Origin of the sequence: Burkholderia sp. Bp9004 (genome assembly GCF_003858025.1) — a bacterium.
GTDB lineage: Bacteria > Pseudomonadota > Gammaproteobacteria > Burkholderiales > Burkholderiaceae > Burkholderia > Burkholderia diffusa.
This window is the reverse complement of record NZ_QTQD01000004.1, coordinates 87,048-112,489: the sequence shown is the minus strand read 5'-3', so window position 1 is coordinate 112,489 and position 25,442 is coordinate 87,048. Positions and strand designations below refer to the sequence as shown.

The 25,442-nt window shown below is 65.4% G+C and carries 25 protein-coding genes; 9 read left to right on the top strand and 16 right to left on the bottom strand.

All coding sequences use genetic code 11. The annotated features are described in order from the left end of the window. Positions 1-201: 201 nt before the first annotated feature. The 3 genes from DIE08_RS06570 to DIE08_RS06560 are packed head-to-tail and all read right to left on the bottom strand — an operon-like array spanning position 202 to position 2,215. A complete protein-coding gene (locus DIE08_RS06570) occupies positions 202-699 on the bottom strand; it encodes a TPM domain-containing protein (RefSeq protein WP_059601490.1) in 498 nt (165 codons plus the stop codon). Positions 700-701: 2 nt separating this feature from the next. Continuing rightward, positions 702-1,556 (bottom strand): YgcG family protein, encoded by an 855-nt coding sequence (locus tag DIE08_RS06565; protein WP_124901355.1) that lies wholly within the window; start codon positions 1,554-1,556, stop codon positions 702-704. Then, positions 1,553-2,215 (bottom strand): LemA family protein, encoded by a 663-nt coding sequence (locus DIE08_RS06560; RefSeq protein ID WP_260436467.1) that lies wholly within the window; start codon positions 2,213-2,215, stop codon positions 1,553-1,555. Before DIE08_RS06560 ends, DIE08_RS06565 begins: the two co-directional genes overlap by 4 nt. Before the next feature lie 169 nt (positions 2,216-2,384). Between DIE08_RS06560 and DIE08_RS06555 the strand changes: the two genes are divergently transcribed. Both DIE08_RS06555 and DIE08_RS06550 read left to right on the top strand, forming a co-directional pair. Next, the gene (locus tag DIE08_RS06555) at positions 2,385-2,906 is read left to right on the top strand and encodes a hypothetical protein (RefSeq protein ID WP_260436466.1); all 522 of its coding nucleotides are present in this window, start codon (positions 2,385-2,387) and stop codon (positions 2,904-2,906) included. Positions 2,907-3,051: 145 nt separating this feature from the next. After that, the gene (locus tag DIE08_RS06550) at positions 3,052-5,499 is read left to right on the top strand and encodes a heavy metal translocating P-type ATPase (protein ID WP_260436465.1); all 2,448 of its coding nucleotides are present in this window, start codon (positions 3,052-3,054) and stop codon (positions 5,497-5,499) included. A gap of 336 nt (positions 5,500-5,835) precedes the next feature. On the opposite strand, the gene DIE08_RS06545 is transcribed toward DIE08_RS06550, so the two are convergent. After that, entirely contained in the window at positions 5,836-6,813 is a 978-nt protein-coding gene (locus tag DIE08_RS06545) for a hypothetical protein (protein WP_124901354.1), read from the bottom strand. Between the two features lie 345 nt (positions 6,814-7,158). On the opposite strand from DIE08_RS06545, the gene DIE08_RS06540 reads away from it, so the two are divergent. Beyond that, positions 7,159-7,569: a TIGR02594 family protein gene (locus tag DIE08_RS06540; RefSeq protein WP_059532397.1), complete on the top strand. Its 411-nt coding sequence runs from the start codon at positions 7,159-7,161 to the stop codon at positions 7,567-7,569. Between the two features lie 63 nt (positions 7,570-7,632). Here the strand turns inward: DIE08_RS06540 and DIE08_RS06535 are convergent, their stop codons facing one another. The 5 genes from DIE08_RS06535 to DIE08_RS06515 form a co-directional block, all read right to left on the bottom strand. After that, the gene (locus DIE08_RS06535; RefSeq protein WP_124901353.1) at positions 7,633-9,081 is read right to left on the bottom strand and encodes an efflux transporter outer membrane subunit; all 1,449 of its coding nucleotides are present in this window, start codon (positions 9,079-9,081) and stop codon (positions 7,633-7,635) included. Positions 9,082-9,097: 16 nt separating this feature from the next. Further along, positions 9,098-10,672: a DHA2 family efflux MFS transporter permease subunit gene (locus DIE08_RS06530; RefSeq protein WP_124901352.1), complete on the bottom strand. Its 1,575-nt coding sequence runs from the start codon at positions 10,670-10,672 to the stop codon at positions 9,098-9,100. Positions 10,673-10,685: 13 nt separating this feature from the next. Then, a complete protein-coding gene (locus DIE08_RS06525; RefSeq protein WP_124901351.1) occupies positions 10,686-11,777 on the bottom strand; it encodes an HlyD family secretion protein in 1,092 nt (363 codons plus the stop codon). Between the two features lie 64 nt (positions 11,778-11,841). After that, on the bottom strand, positions 11,842-12,273 hold the full coding sequence (locus DIE08_RS06520) for a MarR family winged helix-turn-helix transcriptional regulator (protein WP_059601511.1): 432 nt from the start codon (positions 12,271-12,273) through the stop codon (positions 11,842-11,844). Between the two features lie 107 nt (positions 12,274-12,380). Beyond that, positions 12,381-13,301, bottom strand: a complete 921-nt coding sequence (locus DIE08_RS06515; protein WP_124901350.1) for a LysR family transcriptional regulator — start codon at positions 13,299-13,301, stop codon at positions 12,381-12,383. Between the two features lie 110 nt (positions 13,302-13,411). Between DIE08_RS06515 and DIE08_RS06510 the strand changes: the two genes are divergently transcribed. The 3 genes from DIE08_RS06510 to DIE08_RS06500 all read left to right on the top strand — a co-directional run bounded on the left by DIE08_RS06510 (position 13,412) and on the right by DIE08_RS06500 (position 15,597). Next, complete coding sequence (locus DIE08_RS06510) at positions 13,412-13,840, top strand: MarR family winged helix-turn-helix transcriptional regulator (protein WP_059601516.1); 429 nt, start codon at positions 13,412-13,414, stop codon at positions 13,838-13,840. A gap of 67 nt (positions 13,841-13,907) precedes the next feature. After that, entirely contained in the window at positions 13,908-15,155 is a 1,248-nt protein-coding gene (locus tag DIE08_RS06505; protein ID WP_124901349.1) for an aconitase X, read from the top strand. Beyond that, complete coding sequence (locus tag DIE08_RS06500) at positions 15,148-15,597, top strand: aconitase X swivel domain-containing protein (protein WP_124901348.1); 450 nt, start codon at positions 15,148-15,150, stop codon at positions 15,595-15,597. The genes DIE08_RS06505 and DIE08_RS06500 overlap by 8 nt, the downstream gene beginning before the upstream one ends. 274 nt (positions 15,598-15,871) lie before the next feature. On the opposite strand, the gene DIE08_RS06490 is transcribed toward DIE08_RS06500, so the two are convergent. Continuing rightward, on the bottom strand, positions 15,872-16,954 hold the full coding sequence (locus DIE08_RS06490; protein WP_059601524.1) for an AraC family transcriptional regulator: 1,083 nt from the start codon (positions 16,952-16,954) through the stop codon (positions 15,872-15,874). Between the two features lie 76 nt (positions 16,955-17,030). On the opposite strand from DIE08_RS06490, the gene DIE08_RS06485 reads away from it, so the two are divergent. After that, positions 17,031-19,064 carry an NADPH-dependent 2,4-dienoyl-CoA reductase gene (locus tag DIE08_RS06485; protein WP_124901347.1) on the top strand — a complete coding sequence of 678 codons (2,034 nt, stop codon included), beginning with the start codon at positions 17,031-17,033 and terminating at the stop codon, positions 19,062-19,064. A gap of 199 nt (positions 19,065-19,263) precedes the next feature. Here the strand turns inward: DIE08_RS06485 and DIE08_RS06480 are convergent, their stop codons facing one another. Next, a complete protein-coding gene (locus DIE08_RS06480; protein WP_059601528.1) occupies positions 19,264-19,668 on the bottom strand; it encodes a DUF2471 family protein in 405 nt (134 codons plus the stop codon). 186 nt (positions 19,669-19,854) lie between these two features. Next, a complete protein-coding gene (locus DIE08_RS06475; protein WP_124901346.1) occupies positions 19,855-20,748 on the bottom strand; it encodes a LysR family transcriptional regulator in 894 nt (297 codons plus the stop codon). Between the two features lie 86 nt (positions 20,749-20,834). On the opposite strand from DIE08_RS06475, the gene DIE08_RS06470 reads away from it, so the two are divergent. Beyond that, positions 20,835-21,620, top strand: a complete 786-nt coding sequence (locus DIE08_RS06470) for an NAD(P)H-dependent oxidoreductase (protein ID WP_124901345.1) — start codon at positions 20,835-20,837, stop codon at positions 21,618-21,620. Positions 21,621-21,676: 56 nt separating this feature from the next. Here DIE08_RS06470 and DIE08_RS06465 read toward each other — a convergent pair whose 3' ends face one another. From DIE08_RS06465 to DIE08_RS06450, 4 genes are read right to left on the bottom strand one after another with little or no spacing between them, the layout of a single operon-like run. Continuing rightward, positions 21,677-22,012 (bottom strand): hypothetical protein, encoded by a 336-nt coding sequence (locus DIE08_RS06465; protein ID WP_124901344.1) that lies wholly within the window; start codon positions 22,010-22,012, stop codon positions 21,677-21,679. Further along, entirely contained in the window at positions 22,002-22,292 is a 291-nt protein-coding gene (gene catC, locus DIE08_RS06460) for a muconolactone Delta-isomerase (protein ID WP_011355923.1), read from the bottom strand. Before catC ends, DIE08_RS06465 begins: the two co-directional genes overlap by 11 nt. Before the next feature lie 43 nt (positions 22,293-22,335). Next, positions 22,336-23,238 carry a catechol 1,2-dioxygenase gene (gene catA / locus DIE08_RS06455; RefSeq protein ID WP_124901343.1) on the bottom strand — a complete coding sequence of 301 codons (903 nt, stop codon included), beginning with the start codon at positions 23,236-23,238 and terminating at the stop codon, positions 22,336-22,338. A gap of 36 nt (positions 23,239-23,274) precedes the next feature. Then, positions 23,275-24,408 carry a muconate/chloromuconate family cycloisomerase gene (locus tag DIE08_RS06450; protein WP_124901342.1) on the bottom strand — a complete coding sequence of 378 codons (1,134 nt, stop codon included), beginning with the start codon at positions 24,406-24,408 and terminating at the stop codon, positions 23,275-23,277. Between the two features lie 91 nt (positions 24,409-24,499). Here DIE08_RS06450 and DIE08_RS06445 point away from each other — a divergent pair, with 91 nt between their 5' ends. After that, complete coding sequence (locus tag DIE08_RS06445) at positions 24,500-25,390, top strand: LysR family transcriptional regulator (protein ID WP_059601570.1); 891 nt, start codon at positions 24,500-24,502, stop codon at positions 25,388-25,390. Positions 25,391-25,442 lie beyond the last annotated feature (52 nt).

The window sequence follows — 25,442 nt, the reverse complement described above, 5'->3', positions numbered from 1 at the left end:
CGCTTGGCACAAAAGAAGCGATAGTCAGCCACTTCGGCGGACGGCAATCCATTGCACTCTCCTTTACACCTTACTGGCAAAGGAGTTTGGCCCGAATTGACGGACAGGACAACGCGCGATCGGGAAGGCAACAAGACATCTCTTGGGCGCTGATGCTGCCAATTTCCGCCCGAGAAGAGAACCGATGTCGAGCGTCGGAACTCACATCACGACGGGCGCACTCGAAAGATCATCGAGCCGCGGGCCGTGACGTGGAAAGTGTTTTTGCAGCAGCTCGGTCACCTGCTCGATACCTCGCAGAACACCGGACCGATAATGGCCTTGCCGGAAGTGCGCCTCCATGGCCTGGCAAATCGCTTCCCATTCGCGGCCATCCACCTTGGCGTGGATGCCTCGGTCCGCGACGATTTCGACGTCGCGGTCCGCAAGAAGCAGGTAGATAAGAATGCCGTTGTTGTGCTCCGTGTCCCAAACCCGGAGGTCCGAGAAAACCTCGATGGCACGGTCCCTCGCAGATGTGCCCTTCAGCAATGCGCGGATGTGCAGCGCACCCTCTACAGCAAACCTGACTTGACCTACGTGCGCGCGATGACTCATACGTACAGCCTCTTCAATAGCGATGAGCTCCCGCCGTGAGAATGCGCTGTTGACCCGCCAGTGGGTCGTGAAGAGATGCCGGAACAGGCGTTTCAGGTCCATGCTCACCACCGTCCCGATGCGCCACCGCCGCCGAAGCCTCCGCCGCCTCCGCGAAAGATGTCGCGATTCGAATCACGACCGAAACGGCCACCGCTACCGCCAATGAAGCGCCCACCCGCCGCTCCCATTCCGCCGCCCAGCAACGTGAAGAGCAGCGCCATCAGTCCTGCCGCGATGGCGATAAAGAGCGCCCCCGATAAAACCCATGCGAGCACTCCGACGACTCCGCCCGTAACGGCTGCACCCGGCAGTCTCCCGAGCATGGCGCGCAGAAGGCCGCCCGCCATGACCGTCAGGAGGAAGAGGACCGGAAGCAACCGTCCGGCGCCGTCGCTCGTCTGATATCGCCGCTGCGGCGGAGGTAACTGCTCGCCGCTGGTGACGCGCATCATGCCGTCGACGCCGGCAGTGATGCCGCCGTAGAAATCTCCGTTTCGGAACCGCGGAACTATCGCCTCGTTGATGATGCGATTGCTCGTCGCGTCGGTGAGCACGCCTTCGAGGCCGTATCCGACCTCGATTCGAAGCGTTCGGTCGTTCTTGGCGACAATCAGGAGCGCGCCGTCGTCGACATTCTTGCGCCCAAGCTTCCATTGCTCGACGACTCGCATCGAATACTGTTCGATGGTTTCGGGCTCCGTGGTCGGAACGACGAGAACTGAAATCTGCGCTCCTCTTTTCGCCTCGAACTCTCTCAACGTCTTCTCAAGGCTGGCCATCTGGTCGCTGGTCAGGGTTCCAGTCTCATCGGTTACTCTCGATGTCAGCGGCGGGACAACGACGTCGGCATGGGCGCAGGCAGCCCCCAAGACAAAGAAAGCCAAGACGACGGCCGTCGCCAGCCGGAACACGTTCAATTGGAACCCCTGCCTGCAGATGCCGGCGTCGAACCGAAGTCGACCCGCGGCGGTTTGGAAATCTCGGCTTCGTTGCTCACCGAGAAGTTGGGACGTTCCAGATAGCCGAATGCCTTTGCAGTCAAATTGTTCGGGAAGGAGCGTACCGTCGTGTTGTACGTCTGGACGGCGCGAATGTATCGATTGCGGGCCACGGCAATGCGATTTTCCGTACCCTCGAGCTGCGCCTGCAGGTCGCGGAAGTTCGCATCCGACTTCAATTGCGGATAGTTCTCCGATACCGCCAGCAGACGTGACAGAGACGACGTGAGCTGCCCCTGTGCCGCTTCAAACTTTGCGAAAGCATGCGGGTCGGCAATGAGTTCGGGCGTGGCGCGAATCGAACCCACTTGCGCCCGGGCCTCAGTCACACGGACCAGCACTTCCTTTTCCTGGTCCGCGTACCCCTTCACTGTGTTGACGAGGTTGGGAACAAGGTCGGCACGCCGTTGATACTGATTTAGAACTTCTGACCAACTGGCCTTCACCTGTTCGTCTTCGCTCTGGATGGCGTTATAGCCACACCCTGAGAGAGACAGCAGGCTCAGCGCCAATGCGCCTGTCAGAAGTGCGCGGGCCAGACGGCGCCGTGTGGAGATTGCTGCGAAATTTGTCGACATGGACGCGCCTCTGTCCTGTATTCCCCGGCATTCCGCCGCTCACCGGTGCACTGCCTATCGTATGTAGCTCGGCGGTCGCAGGGTTGATGCACGTCAATGCTGCATTGTCGAGCGTGCCCGGGGTAATGCACCGTCTCGGTCGCATGTCGGCTCCACGGCCGCGCTACATATGAAGAATTCGGTGCGTGATCCGTTGAGCCACGTCAAGCCATCGAAGGGGCGTCAGCATAGAGTGATTCTAGGGTTCGACCAGCGCTCGAGAACCATGCTCACGGAGAACAAGGCGGCATTCCCGCAAAAACTCGCAATTGCAATTGCGACCGTCGGCATGGTCAGTGCCGTTGCAATCGCTGGTACGGCGGCGGCCGCCGACGATGCCCATCATCCGAACAAAGCAGCCGAAAAAGCGCCGAGCAAGTCAAACCGCGAAGCGGACGACCAAATGCAGGCCATGCGGGTCATGCACGAAAAGATGATGAACGCCAAGACGCCTCAAGAACGCGTTGCCCTGATGGACGAGCAAATGAAAGTCATGCAAAACGGCATGTGCATGATGGAAATGACGAGTGCTCACTCGTCCAGTATGCCGATGTCATCGCGGCAGGGGAGTATGGAAATGCGCACGGATATGATGCAGATGATGATGCTCGACACATTGCTCCGTCGTCGGTGGCGCCCTCTGATGATTTGACAATATAGTCGCACTGTACGCAACCGAGGTACCGGCTAGCCTCGGTAAAGGTAACTCACGTCGTAGCACGGCCGTCACGTCAATATCGAACGCGCAGGGCGAAGAGCCTCAATGGAAGCGGAACGGGTGAGCAAAGGAGCGTCAAATGAGCGGCCAACCCGGCGAAGACAAGCTTGATCACCCACGGATTTCTGAGCACTTGTCATCGGGCGAGCATCACGCACGCGAGACGGACAAGCACGACCAATCCGCCGGCCACGGCCACGACGCGCATGCGCCTCACCAACATGGCCAGGATGAGCACGTTCGACCCGCAGATTCGCTTCGCGACCCCGTCTGTGGAATGACGGTGGCCGATGAGTCAAGCTTGCGCTGCGAACACGATGGCAAGTGGTACGCGTTCTGCAGCCAGGCTTGCTTGACGAAATTCCAGGCTGCGCCGTCCAGGTACGTCGAGCCCTCGACCATTGAGCAGCCACGAGCAGTGCCTGAGGGCACCATCTACACGTGCCCGATGCACCCGGAAATTCGCCGGGACCATCCTGGGCAATGTCCGAAGTGCGGCATGACGCTGGAGCCGGTTCTGCCCGGTATCGACGAAGGCGAGAATCCGGAACTGGTCGATTTTCGACGCCGATTCTGGTGGACGTTGCCACTGACAGTCATCGTTTTCGTGCTGGCGATGTTTGGCCATCGCCTACGATTGATGGGAGCCGGCACCGAAAGCTGGGTTGAGTTCCTCATCTCCACGCCAGTCGTCCTGTGGGCGGGCCTTCCGTTTTTCGAGCGGTGCATGCGCTCATTCGTGAACCGCAGCCCCAACATGTGGACGCTCATCGGGCTCGGGACGGGGTCGGCCTATATCTACAGTGTCATCGCCACCATCTTCCCCGGCGTGTTTCCTGAAACGTACCGTGCGCACGGCCGGGTCAGCGTGTATTTCGAAGCAGCGGCAGTCATCATTTCGTTGACGCTTCTCGGGCAGTTGCTCGAACTGAAGGCCCGCTCGCAAACATCCGCGGCCATCAAGGCGCTGCTCGGGCTCGCACCCAGGACGGCCCGACGCATCAGCCCGGATGGTTCCGAGGAAGACGTTCCGTTGTCCCATGTGCATGTGGGAGACCTGCTTCGCGTGCGGCCAGGCGAGAAAGTCCCCGTGGACGGCGTGGTGACGGATGGCTCGAGTTCGCTCGACGAGTCCATGATTACCGGCGAACCCATTCCCGTCACGAAGCGCGTTGGCGACCACGTCATCGGCGCAACGATGAACGCGACAGGCAGTCTCGTCATTCGCTCGGAAAAGGTCGGCTCCCAGACTGTCTTGTCGCAAATCGTGCAGATGGTCGCGCAGGCGCAGCGGTCCCGTGCCCCCCTGCAGCGCATGGCCGACAAGGTGGCCGGCGTGTTTGTCGTCGGCGTCGTCAGTGCCGCTCTTCTGACATTCTTCGTGTGGGGCATCTTTGGGCCGGAGCCCAGCTGGGTGTTCGGTCTCATCAATGCGGTGGCGGTGCTCATCATTGCTTGCCCCTGCGCGCTGGGGCTTGCGACGCCAATGTCCATCATGGTTGCAAGCGGCAAAGGAGCCACAACCGGGATTCTCTTTCGAGATGCGGCCGCGATCGAAAATCTGCGCAAGGTCGATGTGCTCATCGTCGACAAGACGGGGACGCTGACAGAGGGGCGTCCAGCGTTCGAGCGAGCCGTGGGCACAAACGGATACTCGACCGACGAAGTACTTCGTCTGGCCGCGAGTCTCGACCAAGGTAGTGAGCATCCGCTTGCTGCGGCCATCGTTGCGGCTGCCCGTGAGAAGAAGCTGACTTTGGACCGCACGGAAAATTTTGAATCCGCTACGGGTATCGGCGTGAGAGGACTTGTCGCCGGCAGGAAACTTGCGCTTGGCAACACCGCGCTGATGCAGACTGACGCGGTATCCGTCGAATCGCTGGCGAGGGAGGCGGACGGCATGCGCGCGCAAGGCGCCAGTGTCATGTACTTGGCGGTCGATGGCAGTTTGGCCGGACTGCTGGCAGTCGCGGACCCGATAAAGACGACAACGCCAGAAGCGCTTTTGACGTTGAAGGAAAACGGCATTCGAGTCGTGATGGCGACCGGTGATGGTGTAGTCACTGCCAAGGCCGTAGCCGGAAAGCTCGGCATCGACGAATTCCATGGCGAGGTGAAGCCTGCAGACAAGCTCAACTTGGTGACACGGCTTCAGCAAGCCCGGCACGTTGTCGCAATGGCCGGAGACGGCATAAACGACGCCCCCGCGCTTGCCAAGGCCGATGTCGGCGTGGCCATGGGAACAGGCACGGATGTGGCGATGAGCAGCGCTCAGGTGACCCTCGTCAAAGGCGACTTGCGCGGTATCGCGCGTGCTCGAGAGCTGTCCGAGGCAACCGTCGCGAACATGAAGCAAAATCTTGGCTTCGCGTTCGTATACAACGCACTTGGGGTTCCGCTGGCGGCAGGGGTACTTTATCCATTCACCGGTTTGCTGCTTTCGCCGATGATTGCCGCACTTGCAATGAGTCTAAGCTCCGCTTCGGTCATTTCGAACGCACTGCGACTGCGCAACGCGAAGATTTAGCTTGTCACGCAGCTTGCGGCGGTCGCATAACGACAGCACACCTTTCGTCGCAGTGGGCCGCCCGCGCAGTTCCCACTAGTATCGTATGTAACCCGAACTATTGGAAAAGCGAGTGTTCGGATGTTCGCGGTGCACACGCAAGCATGCGTTGGATTGGACGTCTTCGGGCCCGGTCACGCAGGTCATTGATTTGCCTAGAGCGCTCGGGCGCAATCAGAACCAGCGGTGACGCGTAACCAGAATGAATGTACCTCGGGAGATCACTCGGCGCGAGGCTGAGCGGTCCCGTGACGGCAGCGGCGAACGAAGGCGATTCATGCGCGATCGCCCGCGCCGTTACGATTCCGGGTTGAAGGCAGACGTGTCGCCGTCGATCCGGAACACAATCGGATCGCGTGGATAGTGCTTGATGTCCGGAGAGAAATCGTACTTGCCCTCGGTCCAGTAGTACGCGAAGGAGACGAGCAGAATCGCCAGCGAAAATGGCAGCGACAGGCGCCCCCATGTCCAGAAGGCAATCAGCCCGAGTGCGGCGACGACCGCAAAATAGATCATGGCCGGGCGTCGCGCCTTTGCGAGCGGCTGCCACGTTTCGGGATGAATTCCGGCGGCAATGAATGCGCTCGGATTGAAACGCAACCCCTGATGTGCGAGGCCGCACAGCAGTGCGACAAGCAATTCGTGACGATTCTTGAAGCGAACGCAGCGAATGGCGTCGTCGGCGTCGTAATCCACGAGGCTCGTGCGCAGTGTGTATCGCTTCGCCGGTTCGCGCTTCCCACTTTGTCGCCAGAACTGGAAGTTCGCCGGGCTCATGGTCACTCGGGAAGGCGGGTTGAAGTCAACGTCGCAGCACATGTCCTCGTTCCGCACGACTTCACGCCATTCGATGCACCGTTCCTGCTGCAGGGCCGCCTGGTCCGAGTGCTTGCCGACGCCATATCGGAAGCCGGTTGCGTCGACTTGAAACCAGCCGCCGATATTCATCGTCGCGCGAATCACGATCACTACCGCCCAGGCGAGGCAGGCCAGAATGCAAAGCCATAGAACGAAACCGATGAACCCGACACGCGAGGAGGATGCATCGTCGAACGGCGCAACGAGCAATCCAGCGAACATCGTGCCGAAAAACAGCATGAAACCGATATTCAGCAGATAGGTATTGAACCGATCTGGAATTCCTTTGCATGTCGGTATCTGTCGAAGGTGTGCAGGCAGCGTGATGACTCGCGGTTTTGCGCTTGTGTCCGGGGCGGATTGCTTCGACGCGTCGTCAGTGCGGGGCGGCAACGCGTCGTCTGAGCGGGTAGTCATGGCGCGTGGCCCCTTGTTCGTAGGATGTGTTTTGGAAATCGGCGAATCGTTCGGATGGTAATCGATCTGGCGGAACGGCTCGCACCGGAATCAGGGTTCCCTGCACGAATGCAAAAGAATCCGGCCGATTGTTTTCTTCTGTGTCGGAAATCCGGAAAGTCGACGGCGTTCGTAGTGACGGCGGAACCCCAATGCTCGACCGGTACGCTCGGGGCGGCCCGAACCGACACCGCCATACCCACGCCTTCGTGCGAAGATTGAGCGATATTCCACCCGCATTCCATCGAGACCGTCGTGATCCGATCGAACCCCGAGGGCAACCCGCAAGCCGGCCATCCGCCGTGGATGGCCGTCGCACTGGCCGAGCTGGGCATTCGCCGCTTCCCGCCCGGCAGCATCAATCCGCGCATCGTCGAGTACAACAACCACACGAACCTCGTCGGCTACGACGACAAGATTTCGTGGTGCTCGTCGTTCGTCAACTGGTGCATGACGCATGCCGGCATACGCGGCACGGGGTCGGCGCTCGCGCGTTCGTGGCTCGAATGGGGGCGGCCGCTGGAGCGCCCGGTGTACGGTTGCATCGCGATTCTGACGCGCGACGACCCCGTGAGCTGGAAGGGGCACGTCGGGTTCTATCTGCGTCACGACGACGAGCGTGTCCACCTGTTCGGTGGCAATCAGCTGGAAGAGGTGCGCGAACTTGCGTATCCGGTGAGCGAGGTGATCGGTTACCGGTGGCCGGACGCGGGCTGATCGCGCCGCACGCCCGGCCTCCCGCGCACGGACGACGGCGCCGGCGTCGCACGGCGGCCGTGGTCAATCCTGCGCGGCGGTGGTAGCGGCGGCCACGGCCTGCGGTTCACCCGCCGCCTCGTTCCTGCTCCACCCGCCGCCGAGCGATCGATACAACGCGACCGCCGCCAGCGCATGCTCTCGCCGGACCTGATTGAGTGCATCCGAATCCCGCAGATACACTTCCTGCGCCGACAGCACGTCCAGAAAATCCGTCGCGCCGCCCTTATAGAGCTGGTTCGCCAGCCCGAGCGCCTTGTCCGACGCCGAGAGCGCGCTGTCGAGGCGCCGCGTCGCTTCATCGCTGCTGACGAGGTTCGCACGCGAGTCCTCGACTTCCCGCAGCGCCTGCAGCATCGTCTGCCGCAACCCGAGTTCCGACTCGCGCATTCTGCTTTCGCTTTGCGTGATGTCGGCGGTGATTCGCCCCGCGTTGAAGATCGGGCTCGTCGCGCTCAACGCCGCGCTGAACAGGTTGTCGGTCAGCGTCGGCAACCCGAGATACGACGCGGCCAGAATCCCGTCCGTCAGGTTCAGCGAGAACTTCGGATACCGCTCGGCCTTCGCGACGCCGACCTGCGCCGCGCGCCGCTCGACCTGTGCGTACGCGGTGAGCACGTCCGGCCGGCGCAGCAGCGCCTGCGATGGCAGCGTGGCGGGCGACCCGGCAGGCGGCGCCGGAATCGCGCCGGCCTGCGCGAGCATGATCCGGTCGTTCGACTCGGGCGTGCGGCCCGAATACACGGCAATCAGGTTGAGCTGATGCGCGATCTGCGCGCGCGTCGGCGGAATCCGCGCTTCGAGCGCATCGAGCTGGTTCTGCGCGCGCGTGACGTCGAGCTCCGTCGACAGCCCGAACGCCTGCCGCTTGCGCGTGAGTTCGAGCGCATGCCGGCGGATCGCCGCGTTGTCCTGGAGGATATTCAGTTCCTGCTGCGCCCAGCGCAGGTCGACGTAGGCCGAGGCGGCATCGGCCGCGAGCGCGAGCCGCATCGCGTCTTCCGCGTGCTTTTGCCCGACCAGCTCGGCCTGCGCGGCCAGCAGGTCGAGCCGTTCGCCGCCGAACACGTCCGGCGACCAGCTCAGCGCGAGTCCCGCGCCGGCCTGCCGCACGTAGCCGAGCGGCGGCGGCGTATTCTGGCGCGCGTCGGACGCACGCGCGGTCGCGTCGAGTTCGGGCAGCAGCACCGCGCGCTTCTGCACGGTCAGCGCCTGCGCCTGCTTCACGCGTTCGGCCGCGGCCTGCAGATCGAGGTTGCCGTCGAGCACGGTCGCGATCAGCCGGTCGAGCACGGGATCGTTGAACTGCGCCCACCATGCGGCGGCGTCGATGCCCGCACGCGGCACGTCGGTGTCCCACGCTGCGGGCGCGAGCGATTGCACGGAATCGTGCAGCGCCGGGTGCTGCGCGGGCTGCACCGCACACCCTGCGGCGAGTGCGCTGACGGCCAGCGCGACGAGTAGCTTTTTCATGATGACGACCTTGGCTTCAGTGCGCGTCCGGCGGCGGCGCGTTCAGGGTGATGGGACGGGAAAACGCGACGGCAACCAGAGCGACCACGAAGCACAGCGACAGCGCGTAGTACGCATCCGCGTAGGTGAGCGTCAGCGCTTCGCGATAGATCAGGCGATGCAGGTTCGCGAGGCCGGCCTGTGCGGTATCGAGCGTGTTGCCGGCCACCGAGGTCCAGTACGCGGCCTGGCGGTCGAGCAGCGACGCGACCTGCGGCTCGCCCGCGCTCACGTGTTCGTTCAGGCGCAGGTAGTGGAAGTTGAGCCGGTCGTTGAGCATCGTCGCGCTCACCGCGATGCCGATCGCACCGCCGAGGTTGCGCATCAGGTTGAACAGGCCGCTCGCCGACTTCAGACGCGACTGCGGCAGCGAGCCCAGTGCCATCGTGACGATCGGCGGCACGCTGAATTGCTGGCCGATGCCGCGCAGCGCCTGCGGCAGCAGCAGCTCCCGCCAGCCCCAGTCATGCGTGATCGGCGTGTACAGATAGCAGCCGAGGCCGAAGCAGATCAGCCCGAACACGAGCAGCACGCGCAAGCTGAGGTAGCGTGCGGCGAATGCATACGCGCAGAGCGCGATCAGCTGGAACGCACCGACCGACAGCAGCGCGATGCCGATCTGCAGCGAGCTGAACGCGCGCACCTGCGCGAGAAACAGCGGTGTCAGGAACACGGTGACGAAGATCCCGATGCCCGTCACGAACGACAGCAGGCTGCCGATCCCGAAGTTGCGCACGGCGAGCGCGCGCAGGTCGACGATCGGGTCTTCCGCGGTCAGTGCGTGCACGATGAACAGGAAGCCGCAGATGCCGGAGATCCACGCGCAGATGACGATCGCATCGTCGCTGAACCAGTTCTTGCGCGGGCCTTCTTCCAGCACGTATTCGAGGCAGCCGAGGAAGCCCGACATCAGCGCGATGCCGAGATAGTCGCCGCGCTTGATGAGGCTGAGATCGGGTTCGTCGATGTGCACGTAGCGCGGCACCAGCGCGGCCACGGCGATGCCCGGCACGAGATTCAGGTAGAACAGCCAGTGCCACGACCATTGATCGGTGATCCAGCCGCCGATCACCGGCCCGATCGCCGGCGCGAGCGACGCGAGCGCGCCGATCGTCGTCGACGCGATCAGCCGCTGCTTGCCCGGAAACAGCACGAACGCGGTCGTGAACACGGTCGGGATCATCGCGGCGCCGAGCGCGCCTTGCAGCCCGCGGAACAGGATCATCGAGTTGATGTCCCACGCGAGCCCGCACAGCATGCTCGTGATCGTGAAGCCGACGGCCGACGCGACGAACAGCCAGCGCGTCGACATCACCTTCGACAGCCAGCCCGACATCGGGATCACGATGATCTCGGCGATGAGGTAGGCCGTCTGCACCCAGGACAACTCGTCCTGGCTCGCGGACAGGCCGCCGCCGATGTCGCGCAGCGACGACGCGACGATCTGGATGTCGAGCGTCGCCATGAAGAAGCCGACGCACATCAGCGCGAACGCGAAGACGCGCTGCTTCGTCGGCTGCGACGCGGGGTCGCCGGAAAAGGCGGTGGTCATCTCGGGCTCCCGTTCAGTTCGCGTGGTCGGTATGCACGGTCACGACCGCGGAGAGGCCTGGACGCAGCACGTGCTCGATGCCCGGCTGCGGATCGAGATGCACGCGCACCGGCACGCGCTGGACGATCTTCGTGAAGTTACCGGTCGCGTTCTCGGGCGGCAGCACGCTGAAGGTCGCACCGGTCGCGGGCGCCAGGCTGTCGACGCGGCCGTGCAGGCGCGTGCTCGACGCGTCGAGCGCGACGTCGACGCGATCGCCGGCGCGCATCTTGCGCAGCTGGTCTTCCTTGAAGTTCGCGTCGATCCACGGCCCGGACACGGGCACGACCGTCAGCAGCGGCACGCCGACGTTGGCGAGCATCCCGACGCGGCCCGTGCGGTTGCCGACGTAACCGTCGACGGGCGAGCGGATCGTCGTGTACTCGACGTTGAGCGCCGCGACCCGTTGCGCGGCGAGTGCCGTGTTCACGCGGGCCCGCGCATCGACGAGCTGCGCGCCGAGCACGTCCAGCTGCCGCTTCGATGCGAGCAGCGCGGCGTCGCTGCGCGCGACGGCCGCATCCGCCTTCGAATAGTCGGCATCCGCGCGTTCGACGATCTGATTCGACACGGCATCGGATTTCACGAGCTCGCGGTAGCGCACACGGTCGGACGACGCACGCGTGAGCTCGGCCGAGGACGCATTCCTGTCCGCGGCATGCTGGCCGATCACGGCGTATTGAAGTTGTTGCTTCGCTTCGAGTTCGGCCACCGCGGCGCGCGCGCTGTCGACTTCGGCGGTCGCCTGCGCGAGCTTCGCATCGTAGTCGCGCGCATCGAGCTGCACGAGCACGTCGCCGGCCTTCACGCGCTGGTTGTCGGTCACGAGAATCCTGTCGACGAAGCCGTTTACCTTCGGCGCGAGGACCGTGACATCGCCGCCGACGTACGCATCGTCGGTGCTTTCCTGGAAGCGCAGCACGAACAGCCAGTCGAGCGTCGCGGCCGCGACCGCGACGACGACGGCGGCCACCGCGATGCGCATCCACGGCACGCGGCGCTGCTGCCTTGCCGGCCGGTCGGTTGTGGCTGCCTCGCGGGAGGCGGCGGCTTGGGTCGTTTCCATCGAATCACCTATGTATATGCACTTACTGAAGCGACCGACGATGCGTCGCCGATCGGGGAGGGGGTTAGCGTTCCGGGAGGTTGTGCGTGATCCGGAACAATTCGTCTCTGAGGCGGGCGGCCTGCGCCGACCCGAACCGCTGCTCGAACGCCTCCTGCGCGGCGAGCCAGTGCACCTGCGCTTCGGCGATCTTCGTTTCGCCTTGCGCGGTCAGCGCGAACGTCTGGCGGCGGCAACGCGGCTCGATCCTGCCCGTGACCAGCGCCGCGCCGACCAGCGGCTTGAGCGCGCGCAACAGCGCGGTGCGCTCGATCACCAGCACCGCCGACAGCATCGCCATCGTTACGCCCGGGCGCTCCCTCAGCAGCGCGAGAATGCTGTACTGAGACGGCGTGACGCCCGCCCGCGACAGGTAGCGCTCGTAGAACTGCGAGATCCGCCGGGCGGCTTGCCGGACCGCGAAGCAATCGTCATCGGTAAGCGTGGTCTTGTGCATGTGCACATGTTAGGTGGCAGAGCGGCCTGAAGCGAGTGGCGGTGCGGGATCAGATTGGTGCCGTGGCTGTACCAATCGACGATGGAACGGCGCGTTTTCGCGCCGGATCAGGCAGCGGCCGGAACAATCCCGCCTTGGCGGTCGCAGTACGCGGCCGTGTAGTCGATGAACGCCTTGACCTTCGCCGGCAGCAGCGCGCGGTTCGCGTAAGCGAGCTTGATTTCGACGAAGGCGTCGACGAGGTCGGCACCGTCGAGCAACTGCACGAGCGCGCCCGACGCGAGCTCTGCTTCGACGAGCGTTCTCGGCACGACGCCGATACCGAAGTCGTGCATCACCATTTCGCGGTTGAAGACGGGGCTGTTCGACGAGATGTCGAAGCTCAACGGCACGACCAGCGTGTCACCGTCGACGCGGAACGACAGCGCGGGCCGGCGCAGCGACGGCGACATCGGGATGAACGCATGATCGGCGAGGTCGGTCGGCGTTTCGGGACGCGCATGCGTGCGCAGATACGCGGGCGTCGCGACGATCACGACGGGTATGCGTTCGACCAACCGCACGACGGTCGTCTCGCTCGTCAGCATGTACGGCACGACGATGCCTATGTCGTAGCCTTCGCCGACGAGGTCGACCGGGCGCTCGGTCAGCGTGACGTCGAGGCGCACCTTCGGATGCGCGGCCTTGAAGCCGGCGATCAGCGGCACGAGCCGGTTGAGCGCGGCCGTCGTGTGCGCGACGAGGCGCAGCAGCCCCTCGGGCTCGCGCGTGTGCGACTGCGCCTGCGCTTCCAGCGAATCGAGTTCGTCGAGCACGGCCGCGCAGCGTTCGTAGATGCGCTCGGCGGTCTCGGTCAGCGAGACCTGGCGCGTGGTCCGGTGCAGCAGGCGACTGCCGAAGCGCGCCTCCAGATCCGCGACCGCCCGCGACACGACCGGCCGCGCGAGGCCGTGCATGTCGGCGGCGCGCGTGAAGCTGCGCATTTCCACCACCGACCGGAAGATCCGCAGCTTGTCGATGTAGTCCATGTCCGTCTCCTCGAGGCGATGGCGGGGCGCCTGATGCACGCGGCCGGCCCGGCCATGTTACGGCGGAGTGTACATTGACTTTATGCATATGCACATATAAATTGCCGATCATGAACGATATCCAGATCGCCCAGGCCTGCAATTGCCTCGCGCTGCGTCAGGCGGCGCGCTTCGTCACGCAACTTTACGAGCGACATCTGGCCCCGGTCGGCGTCACGCCCGCGCAGTTCTCGATCATGGCGAATCTGTCGCACCGGCCCGGCCTGGTGATGAGCGAACTCGCCGACACGCTGGTGATGGATCGCACGACGCTGTTGCGCGCGCTGAAGCCGCTGCAGCGCGACGGCTTCGTCGCCGCGGCCGCATCCGAGCATGACGCGCGCGCGCACGCGCTCAGCCTGACGAAGCTCGGTGAGCGCACCTACGCGCAGGCGAAAGTCGCGTGGCAGGCCGCGCAGGACGAGTTCGAGACGCAGTTCGGCCGCGGCCGCGCCAAGGCACTGCGCGACGAGCTGTTCAGCCTGACGGCGCAGCGATAGGCGCAACGCGCGCGGTAGTATGACAAAAGCGATCCGGATCCACCGGACGAGACACGAGGAGTCCCCCATGCTGCAGTTGAGCGAGCGCGACGATGCGATGTTGCGCGGCGCATTCGGCGACGGCGTCGCGCGCGCGATGCGGATCGTCGCGCGCACGGCCGACGTCATGTCGGCGCCGCACCTGATCGACATCACGTCCGCGCATATCGACGGCTGTCTTTACCACGGCCAGACCAGCCTCGACTTCGTCGAATATTTCGTCGACACGGGCGCGCGGGTCGCGGTGCCGACCACGCTGAACGTCGGGTCGCTGGACCTGATCCATCCCGAGCTGTATCACGGCGACCGCACGATCCAGCGCGACGCGCAACGCCTGATGGACGCGCATCTCCAGCTCGGCTGCGCGTCGAGCTTCACGTGCGCGCCGTATCAACTGAAGAATCGTCCGCGCCTGGGTGAGCAGATCGCGTGGGCCGAATCCAATGCGATCGTGTTCGCCAACTCGGTGCTCGGCGCGCGCACCAGCCGCTACGGCGACTTTCTCGATCTGGCCGCCGCGATCACCGGGCGCGCGCCGTACGCGGGGCTGCACGTCGAATCGAATCGCGCGGCACGGATCGTGTTCAACGCGCCGGACTTCGGCAACCGGCCGTCGCGCGACATCTACTTCGCGGCGCTCGGATTGCTGATCGGCCGGATCGCCGGTGCAACCGTGCCGGCGATCGTCGGGCTGCCGGCCGACACCACCGAAGACGAACTCAAGGCGCTCGGCGCGGCCGCCGCATCGAGCGGCGCGGTCGCGCTGTTCCATGCGGTGGGCGTCACGCCCGAGGCGCCGACGCTCGACGCCGCGCTGCACGGGCAGGCGTCGCAGCGAACCGTCGATGTCGCGATGGCCGATCTCGACGAGATCCGCCGCACGCTGAACCACGGTGCGGCCGGCGATGCGCTCGTCGCGGTCGCGCTCGGCACGCCGCACTTCTCGCTGGCCGAGTTCCGCACGCTCGACGCGCTGCTCGACCAGTTCGACGGCAAGCCCAAGTGCGATTTCTACGTGAACACGAGCCGCTTCATCCTGTGGGAACTGGACGAGCTCGGGCTTGCCGGCAAGTTCGACGCGCGCGGCATCCAGATCGTCGTCGACACCTGCACGTACATCACGCCGGTGATGAAACAGCTGTCGGGCCTGGTGATGACGAACTCGGGGAAGTGGGCGTCGTACGCGCCCGCGAACATTGGCGTCACGGTGGCGTACGGCAGCATGCGCGAGTGCGTGCGCTCCGCGTTCGAGGGAAAGGTGCGATTCGATGACTGAAGCAATGGTTCGGAAACTGACGGGCGATACGCTCGTGCCGGGCAGCGCATGCGCGAAGACGATCGTGCTCGACAAGCCGCTCAGCTTCTGGGGCGGCTACGACTCGGGCGCGGGGCGGATCGTCGATCGCGGGCATCCGCAGGCGGGCGCGAGCCTGGCCGGCCGGATCATGGTGATGCCGCACGCGAAGGGATCGAGTTCGAGCAGCAGCGTGCTCGCGGAAGCGGTGCGCAATGGCACGGGGCCGGTCGGGATCGTGCTGAAGGAGCGCGACCTGATCATCTCGATCGGCGCGATCGTCGCCGCCGAACTGTATGCGATCGCGGTGCCGGTGGTGTGCGTGACCGATGCGGTGTACGACGCGATCGTCGCCGCGACGGGCGACGTGCGGATCGAGGCAGGCGAGGGTGACGGCTGCGCGCGGATCGACGTCGGCAGCTGACGCGTCACGCGCTCGCCGGCTTGGAGGAAGCGGGTGTGCAGCGGATCTTCCCGCACGAGCGACAGCGCATTTCTTGCCGGCCGGTCGTGCGGGCCGCCGGATTTCGGACCATACAATCAGGCTGAACGCTGAACGCTGAACGCTGAACGCTGAACGCTGAACGCCGAACGCCGAACGCCGAACGCAGGATCGTGCTCGGCACGAAGCGGCCGATTGCCGTTCGATCGAACGATTAAATCCCGACCGGGCGCGTGGTGCCGCCTGCATTCGCCGGTCATTCGCGCGTGGTTGCGGCGGCCGCTTCCCGATAGGCGCTCGGCGTCTGCCCGGCCCAGCGCCGGAATGCCCGCGTGAAATTCGCCGGATCGGTGAACTGCAGCCGCTCGGCGATCGTCTTCAGGTCGAGATCCGACGCGGACAGCAACTGCTTCGCGTCGCGAAACCGCGCTTCGTCGAGCAGTTGCCGGTAGCTCGACCCGGCTTCCTCGAGCCGGCGCCGCAACGTGCGCGTCGACACGAGCAGGGCGTCGGCGAGCGCCTCCGGACTTGAATAGTTGCCGGCCGTTCGCGCCAGTTCCGCGCGCACGCGCCCGACGAGATCGCCTTCCTCCTGACGCACCTGCGCATACTCGCGCTCGACCTGCACGAGCGCTTGCCGGTGCGCGACTTCGTCGGCGAGCGGCAGCGGCCAGTCGAGTACGTCGCGGGCGATCCACAGCGCGTTCGCCGCACAGCCGAATTCGACCGGCGGCAGCTGGTCGCGATAGCGTGCGAAGTAATCGGGCTGCGGCCATGCGAAGCGCAGCGCGATCGGCGGCGATGCGCGCCCGGACCACTGCGAGATGTTCTGCGCGAGCCCCGTCAGCACGAACTCGAACATCACGTGATGTTGCAGCACCGGGCTTGCCTGCACGCCGTGCAGTTCGAGCGTCGCGCCGTGTTCGTCCTCCGCATAGGTCAGCCGATACTGGCGGTTGCGCATCCGGAAGTAGCGCTGCGTGACGACCAGTGCTTCGCGGATGTCCCGCGCGGTCAGCGTCGCATAACCGAGGAAGCCGTGCACGGTCGGCTTCAGCAGCAGCCCGAACGCGAGCCCGATGCCCGGATCGCCGCCGATCTCGATCGCGTTGAGCACGAGCCGGCCCCATTGCGACGGCGCGACGCGCGCGTCCGGTTCGGCCAGCACGGCGTCGCGCAGCCCGGTTCCCGCGCGCACGGCGGCCGGATCGACGCCGCGCTCGGCGAGCGCCTGCAGCAGCAGGCGCGTATAGGCGACCGGAATCGTCGGCCGGCGTAGCCCGAGGTGGTCCTTGCGTGACGGGGAGGTCATGTCGATTTGGCCGGAAATGACAAGCATTATGGCTGTTTGCCCCCTCACGTTCAAGGCGGCGCGCGGCCTACGATGGCACGTATCGATTATCGGCAGACTCACCATGACGACTTCCTTTCCCCACCTGCTCGCGCCGCTCGACCTCGGCTTCACCACGCTGAAGAATCGGGTGCTGATGGGCTCGATGCACACGGGCCTCGAGGACAGCCGCAAGACGCTGCCGCGGCTCGCCGACTATTTCGCCGAACGCGCGCGCGGCGGCGTAGGCCTGATCGTGACCGGCGGTTTCGCGCCGAACGTGGCCGGCTGGACCAAGCCGTTCGGCGGCACGCTGATGACGTCGGCCGGCGCGCGGCGCCATCGCGTGATCACCGATGCCGTGCATGCGGACGACGGCAAGATCGCGCTGCAGATCCTGCATACCGGCCGCTACGGCTACCACCCGTTCGCGGTCGCGCCTTCGAAGATCAAGTCGCCGATTTCGCCGTTCGCACCGCATGAACTCAGCGCGCGCGGCGTCGAGCGGCAGATCCGCGCGTTCGTCCGCTGCGCGCAGCTTGCGCGCGAGGGCGGCTACGACGGCGTCGAGATCATGGGCTCCGAGGGCTACCTGATCAACCAGTTCATCTCGATGCATACGAACAAGCGCAGCGACCAGTGGGGCGGTTCGTACGAGAACCGGATCCGGCTGCCGATCGAGATCGTCGAGCGCACGCGCGAGGCGGTCGGCCGCGACTTCATCCTGATCTACCGGCTGTCGATGCTCGACCTGATTCCGGACGGCAGCGACTGGAGCGAGACCGTGCAGCTCGCGAAGGCCGTCGAGCGCGCGGGCGCGACCATCATCAATACCGGGATCGGCTGGCACGAGGCGCGCGTGCCGACGATCGCGACCTCCGTGCCGCGCGGCGCGTTCGCGTGGGTGACGAAGAAGATGAAGGGCGAGGTCGGCATTCCGCTCGTGACGACCAACCGGATCAACCGGCCCGAGGTGGCCGAGCAGATTCTCGCGGACGGCTGCGCGGACATGGTGTCGATGGCGCGCCCGCTGCTGGCCGATGCCGAGTTCGTCGTCAAGGCCGCGCAAGGCCGGGCAGACGAGATCAACACCTGCATCGGCTGCAACCAGGCGTGTCTCGATCACGCGTTCAAGAACAAGATCGCGTCATGCCTGCTGAACCCGCGCGCATGCCACGAGACCGAGCTGGTTTATACGCGCGTGCAGCAGCCCAAGCGGATCGCGGTGGTCGGCGCCGGGCCGGCCGGGCTCGCGTGCTCGACCGTGCTCGCGCAGCGCGGCCACCACGTCGACCTGTTCGACGCGGCGCCGGAGATCGGCGGCCAGTTCAACATGGCGAAGCGGATTCCGGGCAAGGAGGAGTTCGACGAAGCGCTGCGTTATTTCGGCCGTCAGGTCGAGGTGACCGGCGTGAACCTGCACCTGAATCGTCGCGTCGACGCGAGCGACCTGATCGCCGGCGGCTACGACGAGATCGTGCTCGCGACCGGCGTGGCGCCGCGCGACCCGAAGATTCCCGGCCAGGATGGGCCTAACGTGCTCAGCTACATCGACGTGCTGGCCGGCGGGCAGCTGGTCGGCCGGCGTGTCGCGGTGGTCGGCGCCGGCGGCATCGGCTTCGACGTCGCCGAATATCTGGTGCAAGGCGGCGAGTCGCCGACGCTCGATCTGGAAGAGTGGAAAGCGGAGTGGGGCGTGACCGATCCGGCCGCGACGCGCGGCGGCGTGACGCGCGCGCAGGTCGCGGCGCCGGCTCGCGAAGTGACGCTGCTGCAGCGCAAGGCCGCGCCGCTCGGCAAGGGGCTCGGCAAGACGACCGGCTGGATTCACCGCGCGACGCTGAAGATGAAGCAGGTGAAGATGATCGGCGGCGTGAACTACGAACTGATCGATGCGCGCGGGTTGCACGTATCGTACGGCGAGCAGCGCACCGATCATGAACTGATCGAAGCCGACACGATCGTGCTGTGCACGGGGCAGGAACCGCAGCGCGCGCTGCTCGCGCCGTTGCAGGCGGCCGGACGCTCGGTGCATCTGATCGGTGGTGCGGAACTGGCCGCCGAGCTCGATGCGAAGCGGGCGATCGATCAGGGCTCGCGGCTCGCGGCGCGGCTGTAAAGGGCGTCGTTCCGGGTTGCGAAGCGGCGGAGTGCGTCACGCGGCGATGGCCCGCCTGCGCGACGCCTCGCGACTTCCCGCGCGGTGATTCATTCGACGTGCCGGGGCATGCGGACAATCTGGAAAGGATGCACCGCGTCGCCATGCAACGTGGCGACGCGATTCTGGCAGAACACCATTCGCCACCGGCCGGCGGACGTCAGGCCGCTTCGGCCCGCTCTTCCTCTTCCGCTTCCAGCATCGCCTTGACGATCAGGTAGACGGCCGGCAGGTCGTCGTCGTCGCGACGCCAGTCGACCGGCTCCTCGACATCCGCCGCGACCAGCCGGCTATCGCGCAGGCGGATGAACGCATCGACGACGGTCGGATCGTTGCGGCTCAGGAAACCGGTATTCGAGAACGCGAGTTCCTCGACGTTCAGCAGCGCCTGCCAGCTCATTGTGCGGACGGCGGCCGGATGCGTGCGGCGTCGCAGGCCGAGCGCGCGTTGCGCGGGGCCGCCGACGACACGCTGCAGGTCGACGACTGCCCGCTGCGCGGCACGCTCGAAGTGCGCGGGGTTGAAGCCGGGTTGCTCGGGATCGAATGCGGATGACTGGAACATGGTCGCCTCACAAAAGTCCGTCCGTCATGGATGACGGAATTCGGGTCAAATGGTGCAAAAGCACTGTAAATATATACAGTGTTCGAGGCGGTTTCAAGTCCTGAATGCATGTCTGTTTGGCGGCACGGGGGCGAGCGCGGCGGCGACGCTGCCCGACGCGCGTACCGCGCGGCTTTCGCGAACGATTTACACCGACGCCGCGATCGTCTCCCGCAACCACCGATGCGCGGGATCGCGATGCACGCGCTCGTGCCAGAGCATCGACATTTCGTAGCCGGGCACCTCGACCGGCGCTTCCACCACGCGCAGCGCGGGCACGTCGCGCACCAGCCGCTCGGGCAGCATCGCGACGAGATCCGTGCTGGCGACGGCCGACATCACGAACAGGAAATGCGGAACGGACAGCACGACACGCCGAGCGGCGCCCGCCTTCGCGAGAGTCTCGTCGGTCACGCCGAAGAAGCCGCCGCCGTCGGGCGACACGATCACGTGTTCCAGCGCGCCGAACTGCGCGAGCGTGGGGCGCCGCTTCAGCTTCGGATGACCGGCGCGGCCGACGAGCACGTAGCGCTCGACGAACAGCGGCAGGCGCCGCATCCCCTCCGGCGAACCTTCTGTCGTGTGGAAGGCCAGGTCGATGCCGTTTCGCTCCGCGTCCTGCTCGATGCGCGGCGGCACGAGCTCGACGACGGCGAGTCGCGTCGCGGGGGCGGCCGATCGCAGCGTGTTCAGCGCGGGCAGGACGATCGTCGATTCGCCATAGTCGGTCGCGGCCACGCGCCACGTGTTCGTCGCGGTTGCCGGATCGAACGGCGTGGCCGTCAGCACCGCGCGCTCGACTGCTTCGAGTGCATCCCGTAGCGGCGCGCGCAGCGTTTCCGCGCGCGCGGTCGGCCGCATCCCGCGCGGCCCCGGCAGCAGCAGTGGATCGCCGAACAGATCGCGCAGTTTCTGCAACTGCACGCTGACCGACGGCTGCGACATGTTCAGTTTCTCGGCCGCCCGCGTGACGTTGTGCTCGGCGAGCAGCACGTCGAGCGTGACCAGCAGGTTCAGATCCAGTCGTCTGAGATTGTTCATGGCTATACCTGGAATATCGTGAATTCATTTCCAATATACCGTTGGCGACGGCATCCTGCAGTCATTCAATCAACGGAGTGACGAACATGAATGTGCTGATCGTTTATGCCCATCCGGAACCGCGTTCGCTGAACGGCGCGTTGCGCGACTTCGCGGTCGAGCATCTCGAAGCCGCGGGCCATGCCGTGCAGGTGAGCGATCTGTACGCGATGAACTGGAAGGCCGCGTTCGATGCGCATGACGTGACCGACCGTGCGCCCGACGCGCGCTTCGATCCCGCGCTCGATTCGAAGCGCGCGTTCGAAACGGGCACGCAGCGCGACGACATCGCGCGCGAACAGGCCAAGCTGAAGTGGGCCGACGCGGTGATCCTGCAGTTTCCGCTGTGGTGGTTCTCGATGCCGGCGATCATGAAGGGCTGGGTCGAGCGCGTGTATGCGTATGGTTTTGCGTACGGCGTCGGCGAGCATTCCGACCAGCATTGGGGCGACCGTTACGGCGAGGGCTCGCTGGCGGGCAAGCGGGCGATGGTGATCGTCACGACGGGCGGCTGGGAGTCGCACTACAGCGCACGCGGCATCAACGGGCCGATCGACGACGTGCTGTTTCCGATCCAGCACGGGATCCTGTATTACCCGGGGTTCGACGTGCTGCCGCCGTTCGTGATCTACCGGACGGGGCGGATGAACGACGTGCGCTTCGACGAAACGCGTGCTGCGCTCGGCAAGCGTCTGGACGAACTGTGGACCGCGCAGCCGATTCCGTTCCGGCGGCAGAATGCGGGCGACTACGAGATTCCGGCGCTGACGCTGAAGGCGGAGATCGCGCCGGGCAAAGAGGGATTTGCCGCTCATCTTGCGCACGCGTATTGATTGCGCGTGAGAGGCCGTCGCGGGAAAGTGCGGTGTGGGCCTATCGGCGCCTGCAATCAAATCGAGTCGTTTCCTGAGATCGACGCGACGCGTCTGCACAATAGGCCCGCACGGGCCGCGCAGCGAATCCGTGAAGGGGTGACTTCACGTTCGTCAAGGACGGCAGCGGCTGGAAAACCACCGACGATTTCACTGAAACGCTGCTGCAGGCGATCGTCGCGCGACGTATCGCGAAGGTGTATGGCGACAATGTCGCCGACAAGATGGGGGCGCAGAAGTAGCCGCGCGGCAACCTGATCCGACGCTGCGGATGTCGAAATGAAACGGGCGGCCCGCAATGCGATCGCAGGCCGCCCGTTTTGTCCGTGCTCGACCGCCTGATTACCGATCATCCTCCCGCACCGAAGAAGGATGCCGGCACAGCGCCCGCACCTCCATCTCCATATACGGAAACAACGGCAGCTGGCTCAACAGGTCATGCAGCTGCTGCACGCTTTCCACATCGAAAATACTCACGTTCGCATACTGCCCCGCGATACGCCACAGATGCCGCCAGGTTCCTTCGTTCATCAGCCGCTGGCACATCGCCTTCTCTTCGGCCTTCAGCGTGGCCGCCTTGACCGGATCCATGTCCGTCGGCAGACGGACGGTCATTTCCACATGAAACAGCATCCTGTGCTCCTTGCGTTGTCGATTCGTCGAACGGGACGGCCGCTCAGGCCTGCGCCCGCGCCCGCGCGACTTCGCTCGCCGGCACGTCCTGCTTGTCCTTGAGCAGCGAGAAATCGAAGTCGATCAGCGCGAACGGCCCGTCGATGCCATACGGCTTGCCTTGCGCGCCCTCGGCCTGCTTGACCTTCGGGATCAACCCTTCGCGGGTCGCGAATGCGAAGTCGTCCCAGATGTGCGGGTCGCCTTCGATGTTGATCTGCGTCGTCAGCTTACGATATCCGTCCGCGGAAACGAAGAAGTGGATGTGCGCCGGACGATGGCCGTGGCGGCCGAGCTGGTCGAGCAGCTGTTCGGTCTTGCTGCCCGGCGGCACGCTGTAGCCGACCGGCAGCACGCTGCGGAAGCTGTAGCGGCCCTCGGCATCGGTGCGGATCGAGCGGCGCAGGTTGAACGCCGGCTGCGACTGATCGAAGTACGAATAGTTGCCCAGATGGTTCGCGTGCCACACCTCGACGAGCGCATTCGCGATCGGCGCGCCGTCCTGACCGAGTACCTGACCGCGCATGATCAGCGTCTGGCCCGGATCGGTGCCGTCGTCGAGACGCGCATGGCCGACCGATTCCGGCGCGCCCGCGACGTACAGCGGCCCTTCGATCGTGCGCGGCGTGCCGCCCTGGAAGCCGGCCTTCTCCTCGGCCTCGTCCATCCGCACGTCGAGGAAGCGCTCGAGGCCGAGGCCCGCGGCGATCAGCCCGAACTCACGGCCGGCTTCGTTCAGGTAGTTGAGCGCGGTCCAGAACTCGCTCGGCTGCACGTCGAAGTCCTCGATCGTGTAGCAGATGTCCTTCACGATCCGGTTGACGATCGCGCGCACGCGCGGGTTGCCGGGCTTTTCCGCGGCGTCGTCGAAGGTTTTCAGCAGGGCGTCGATGGCTTGCTTGTTCATCTGTGTCTCCGGTTTCGGTTGTCGTGTCATGCGGGATCAGCGGGCGTCGCGTCGCATCCGTTCGATGCGGGCCCAGTCAAAGGTGATGCCGAGGCCGGGCGTCGCCGGCAGGTGCAGCTTGAAATCCTGGTAACGCAGCGGCTCGACGAGGATTTCCTCGGTGAGCAGCAGCGGGCCGAACAGCTCGGTGCCCCATTTCAGCGAGCCGAACGTGCTGAACAGTTGCGCGGACGCCATCGTGCCGGCCGCGCCTTCGAGCATCGTGCCGCCGTACAGGTCGATGCCGGCGGCCGACGCGATCGATGCGACGCTCGCCGCACCGAGCAGGCCGCCCGATTGCGCGATCTTCACCGCGAACACGTCGGCCGCACGGTCCTGCGCGAGCGCGAATGCATCGACGGGGCCGTGCAGCGCCTCGTCGGCCATGATCGGAATCTGCGCGAGCTGCGTGAGGCGCTTCAGCCCCGCACGGTTGGTCGCCGCGATCGGTTGTTCGACGAGGCTCACGCCGGCCTCCGCGAGACGGGCGCCCGCGCGGATCGCGTCGGTTTCGGTCCATGCCTGATTCACGTCGACGCGGACGTCGCCGCGCTCGCCGAGCGCGCGCTTGATCGCGATCACGTGCGCGACGTCATCGTCGACCGCATTCGAGCCGATCTTCAGCTTGAACGCGCGATGGCGGCGCGCGTCGAGCATCGCCTCGGCTTCCGCGATGTCGCGCTGCGTGTCGCCGCTCGCGAGCGTCCACGCCACGTCGACCGCTTCGGTCGTGCGGCCGCCGAACAGCTCGGACAGCGGCACGCCGAGGCGGCGCGCCTGCGCGTCGAACAGTGCGGTTTCGAGCGCGCATTTCGCGAACCGGTTGCCCTGGAACAGCTTGCGCGCACGCGCCATCGCGGCGCCCGGTCGCGTCGCGTCCATGCCTTGCAGCAGCGGCGCGAAGTAGGTGTCGATGTTGACCTTGATGCTCTCGGGGCTTTCCTCGCCATACGCGAGACCGCCGATCGTGGTCGCCTCGCCGACGCCCTCGATACCGTCCGTGCATCGAACGCGGACCAGCACGAGGGTCTGGCAATTCATCGTGGCCACCGACAGTTTGTGGGGCCTGATCGTCGGCACGTCGACGAGCAGCGTCTCGACGCGTTCGATGGTGGCGGTAGTTGCTATCATGCGATTCCTCCTGTTGGTGCACATGGTAGGAATTTCCGCCGAGCGGCGTCCAACACTCTTTCCGACTACTTCCATACCTTTGAGGCATGAAATGGAATTGCGCCAGCTCCGGTATTTCATCGCCGTCGCGGAGGAAATGAACATCACGCGGGCGGCGGAGCGCCTGCACATGACGCAGCCGCCGCTGAGCCGCCAGCTCCAGGCGATCGAGGACGAGGTCGGGCTGCCGCTGTTCGAGCGCGGCGCGCGGCCGCTGAAGCTGACCGACGCGGGCCGCGTGTTCTATGCGCAGGCGACGCGCGTCGTCGAACAGGCCGACGAGCTCGGCCCGCTGACGCGGCGGCTCGCGCAGTTGTCGGAGCGGATCGTGATCGGCTTCGTGCCGTCGACGCTCTACGGCGCGCTGCCGGACGTGATCCGCGCGTTTCGCGAGGCGCACCCGGGCGTCGAGCTGTCGCTGATCGAAATGTTCACGCTCGAGCAGCTCGGTGCACTGAAGGGCGGGCGGATCGACGTCGGGTTCGGCCGCCTGCGCTTCGACGACGACCAGCTCGTGCGCGAGGCGCTGATCGAGGAAAAGCTGATCGCGGCGCTGCCAGTCGGGCATCCGCTCGCCGATCCGGGCCGGCCGTTGACGCTCGCGGACATCGCGAACGAGACGCTGATCGTTTATCCGAGCACGCCGCGGCCGAGCTTCGCGGACCAGCAGCTGTCCGCGCTGCGCGACGGCGCGCTCGTGCCGGCGGCCGTGCACGAGGTGCGCGAACTGCAGACGGCGCTCGGGCTCGTCGCCGCGCAGGTGGGCGTGTCGCTGGTGCCGGAGAGCGTGGAAGGCGTGCGCGTGAAGGGCGTCGTCTACCGGCGGCTGCCGGAACCCACGGCGACGTCGCCGATCATCATGAGCCGCCGGCTGCACGGCGAAAGCGCCGCGACGACCGCGTTCTGCGCGATCGCGCGGGAGATGATTGCGCCGGCCGCGTAGGGACGGTCGTTTCCGTATTGACTGCAACTAACGGTCAAATTCGGCGCGCCAG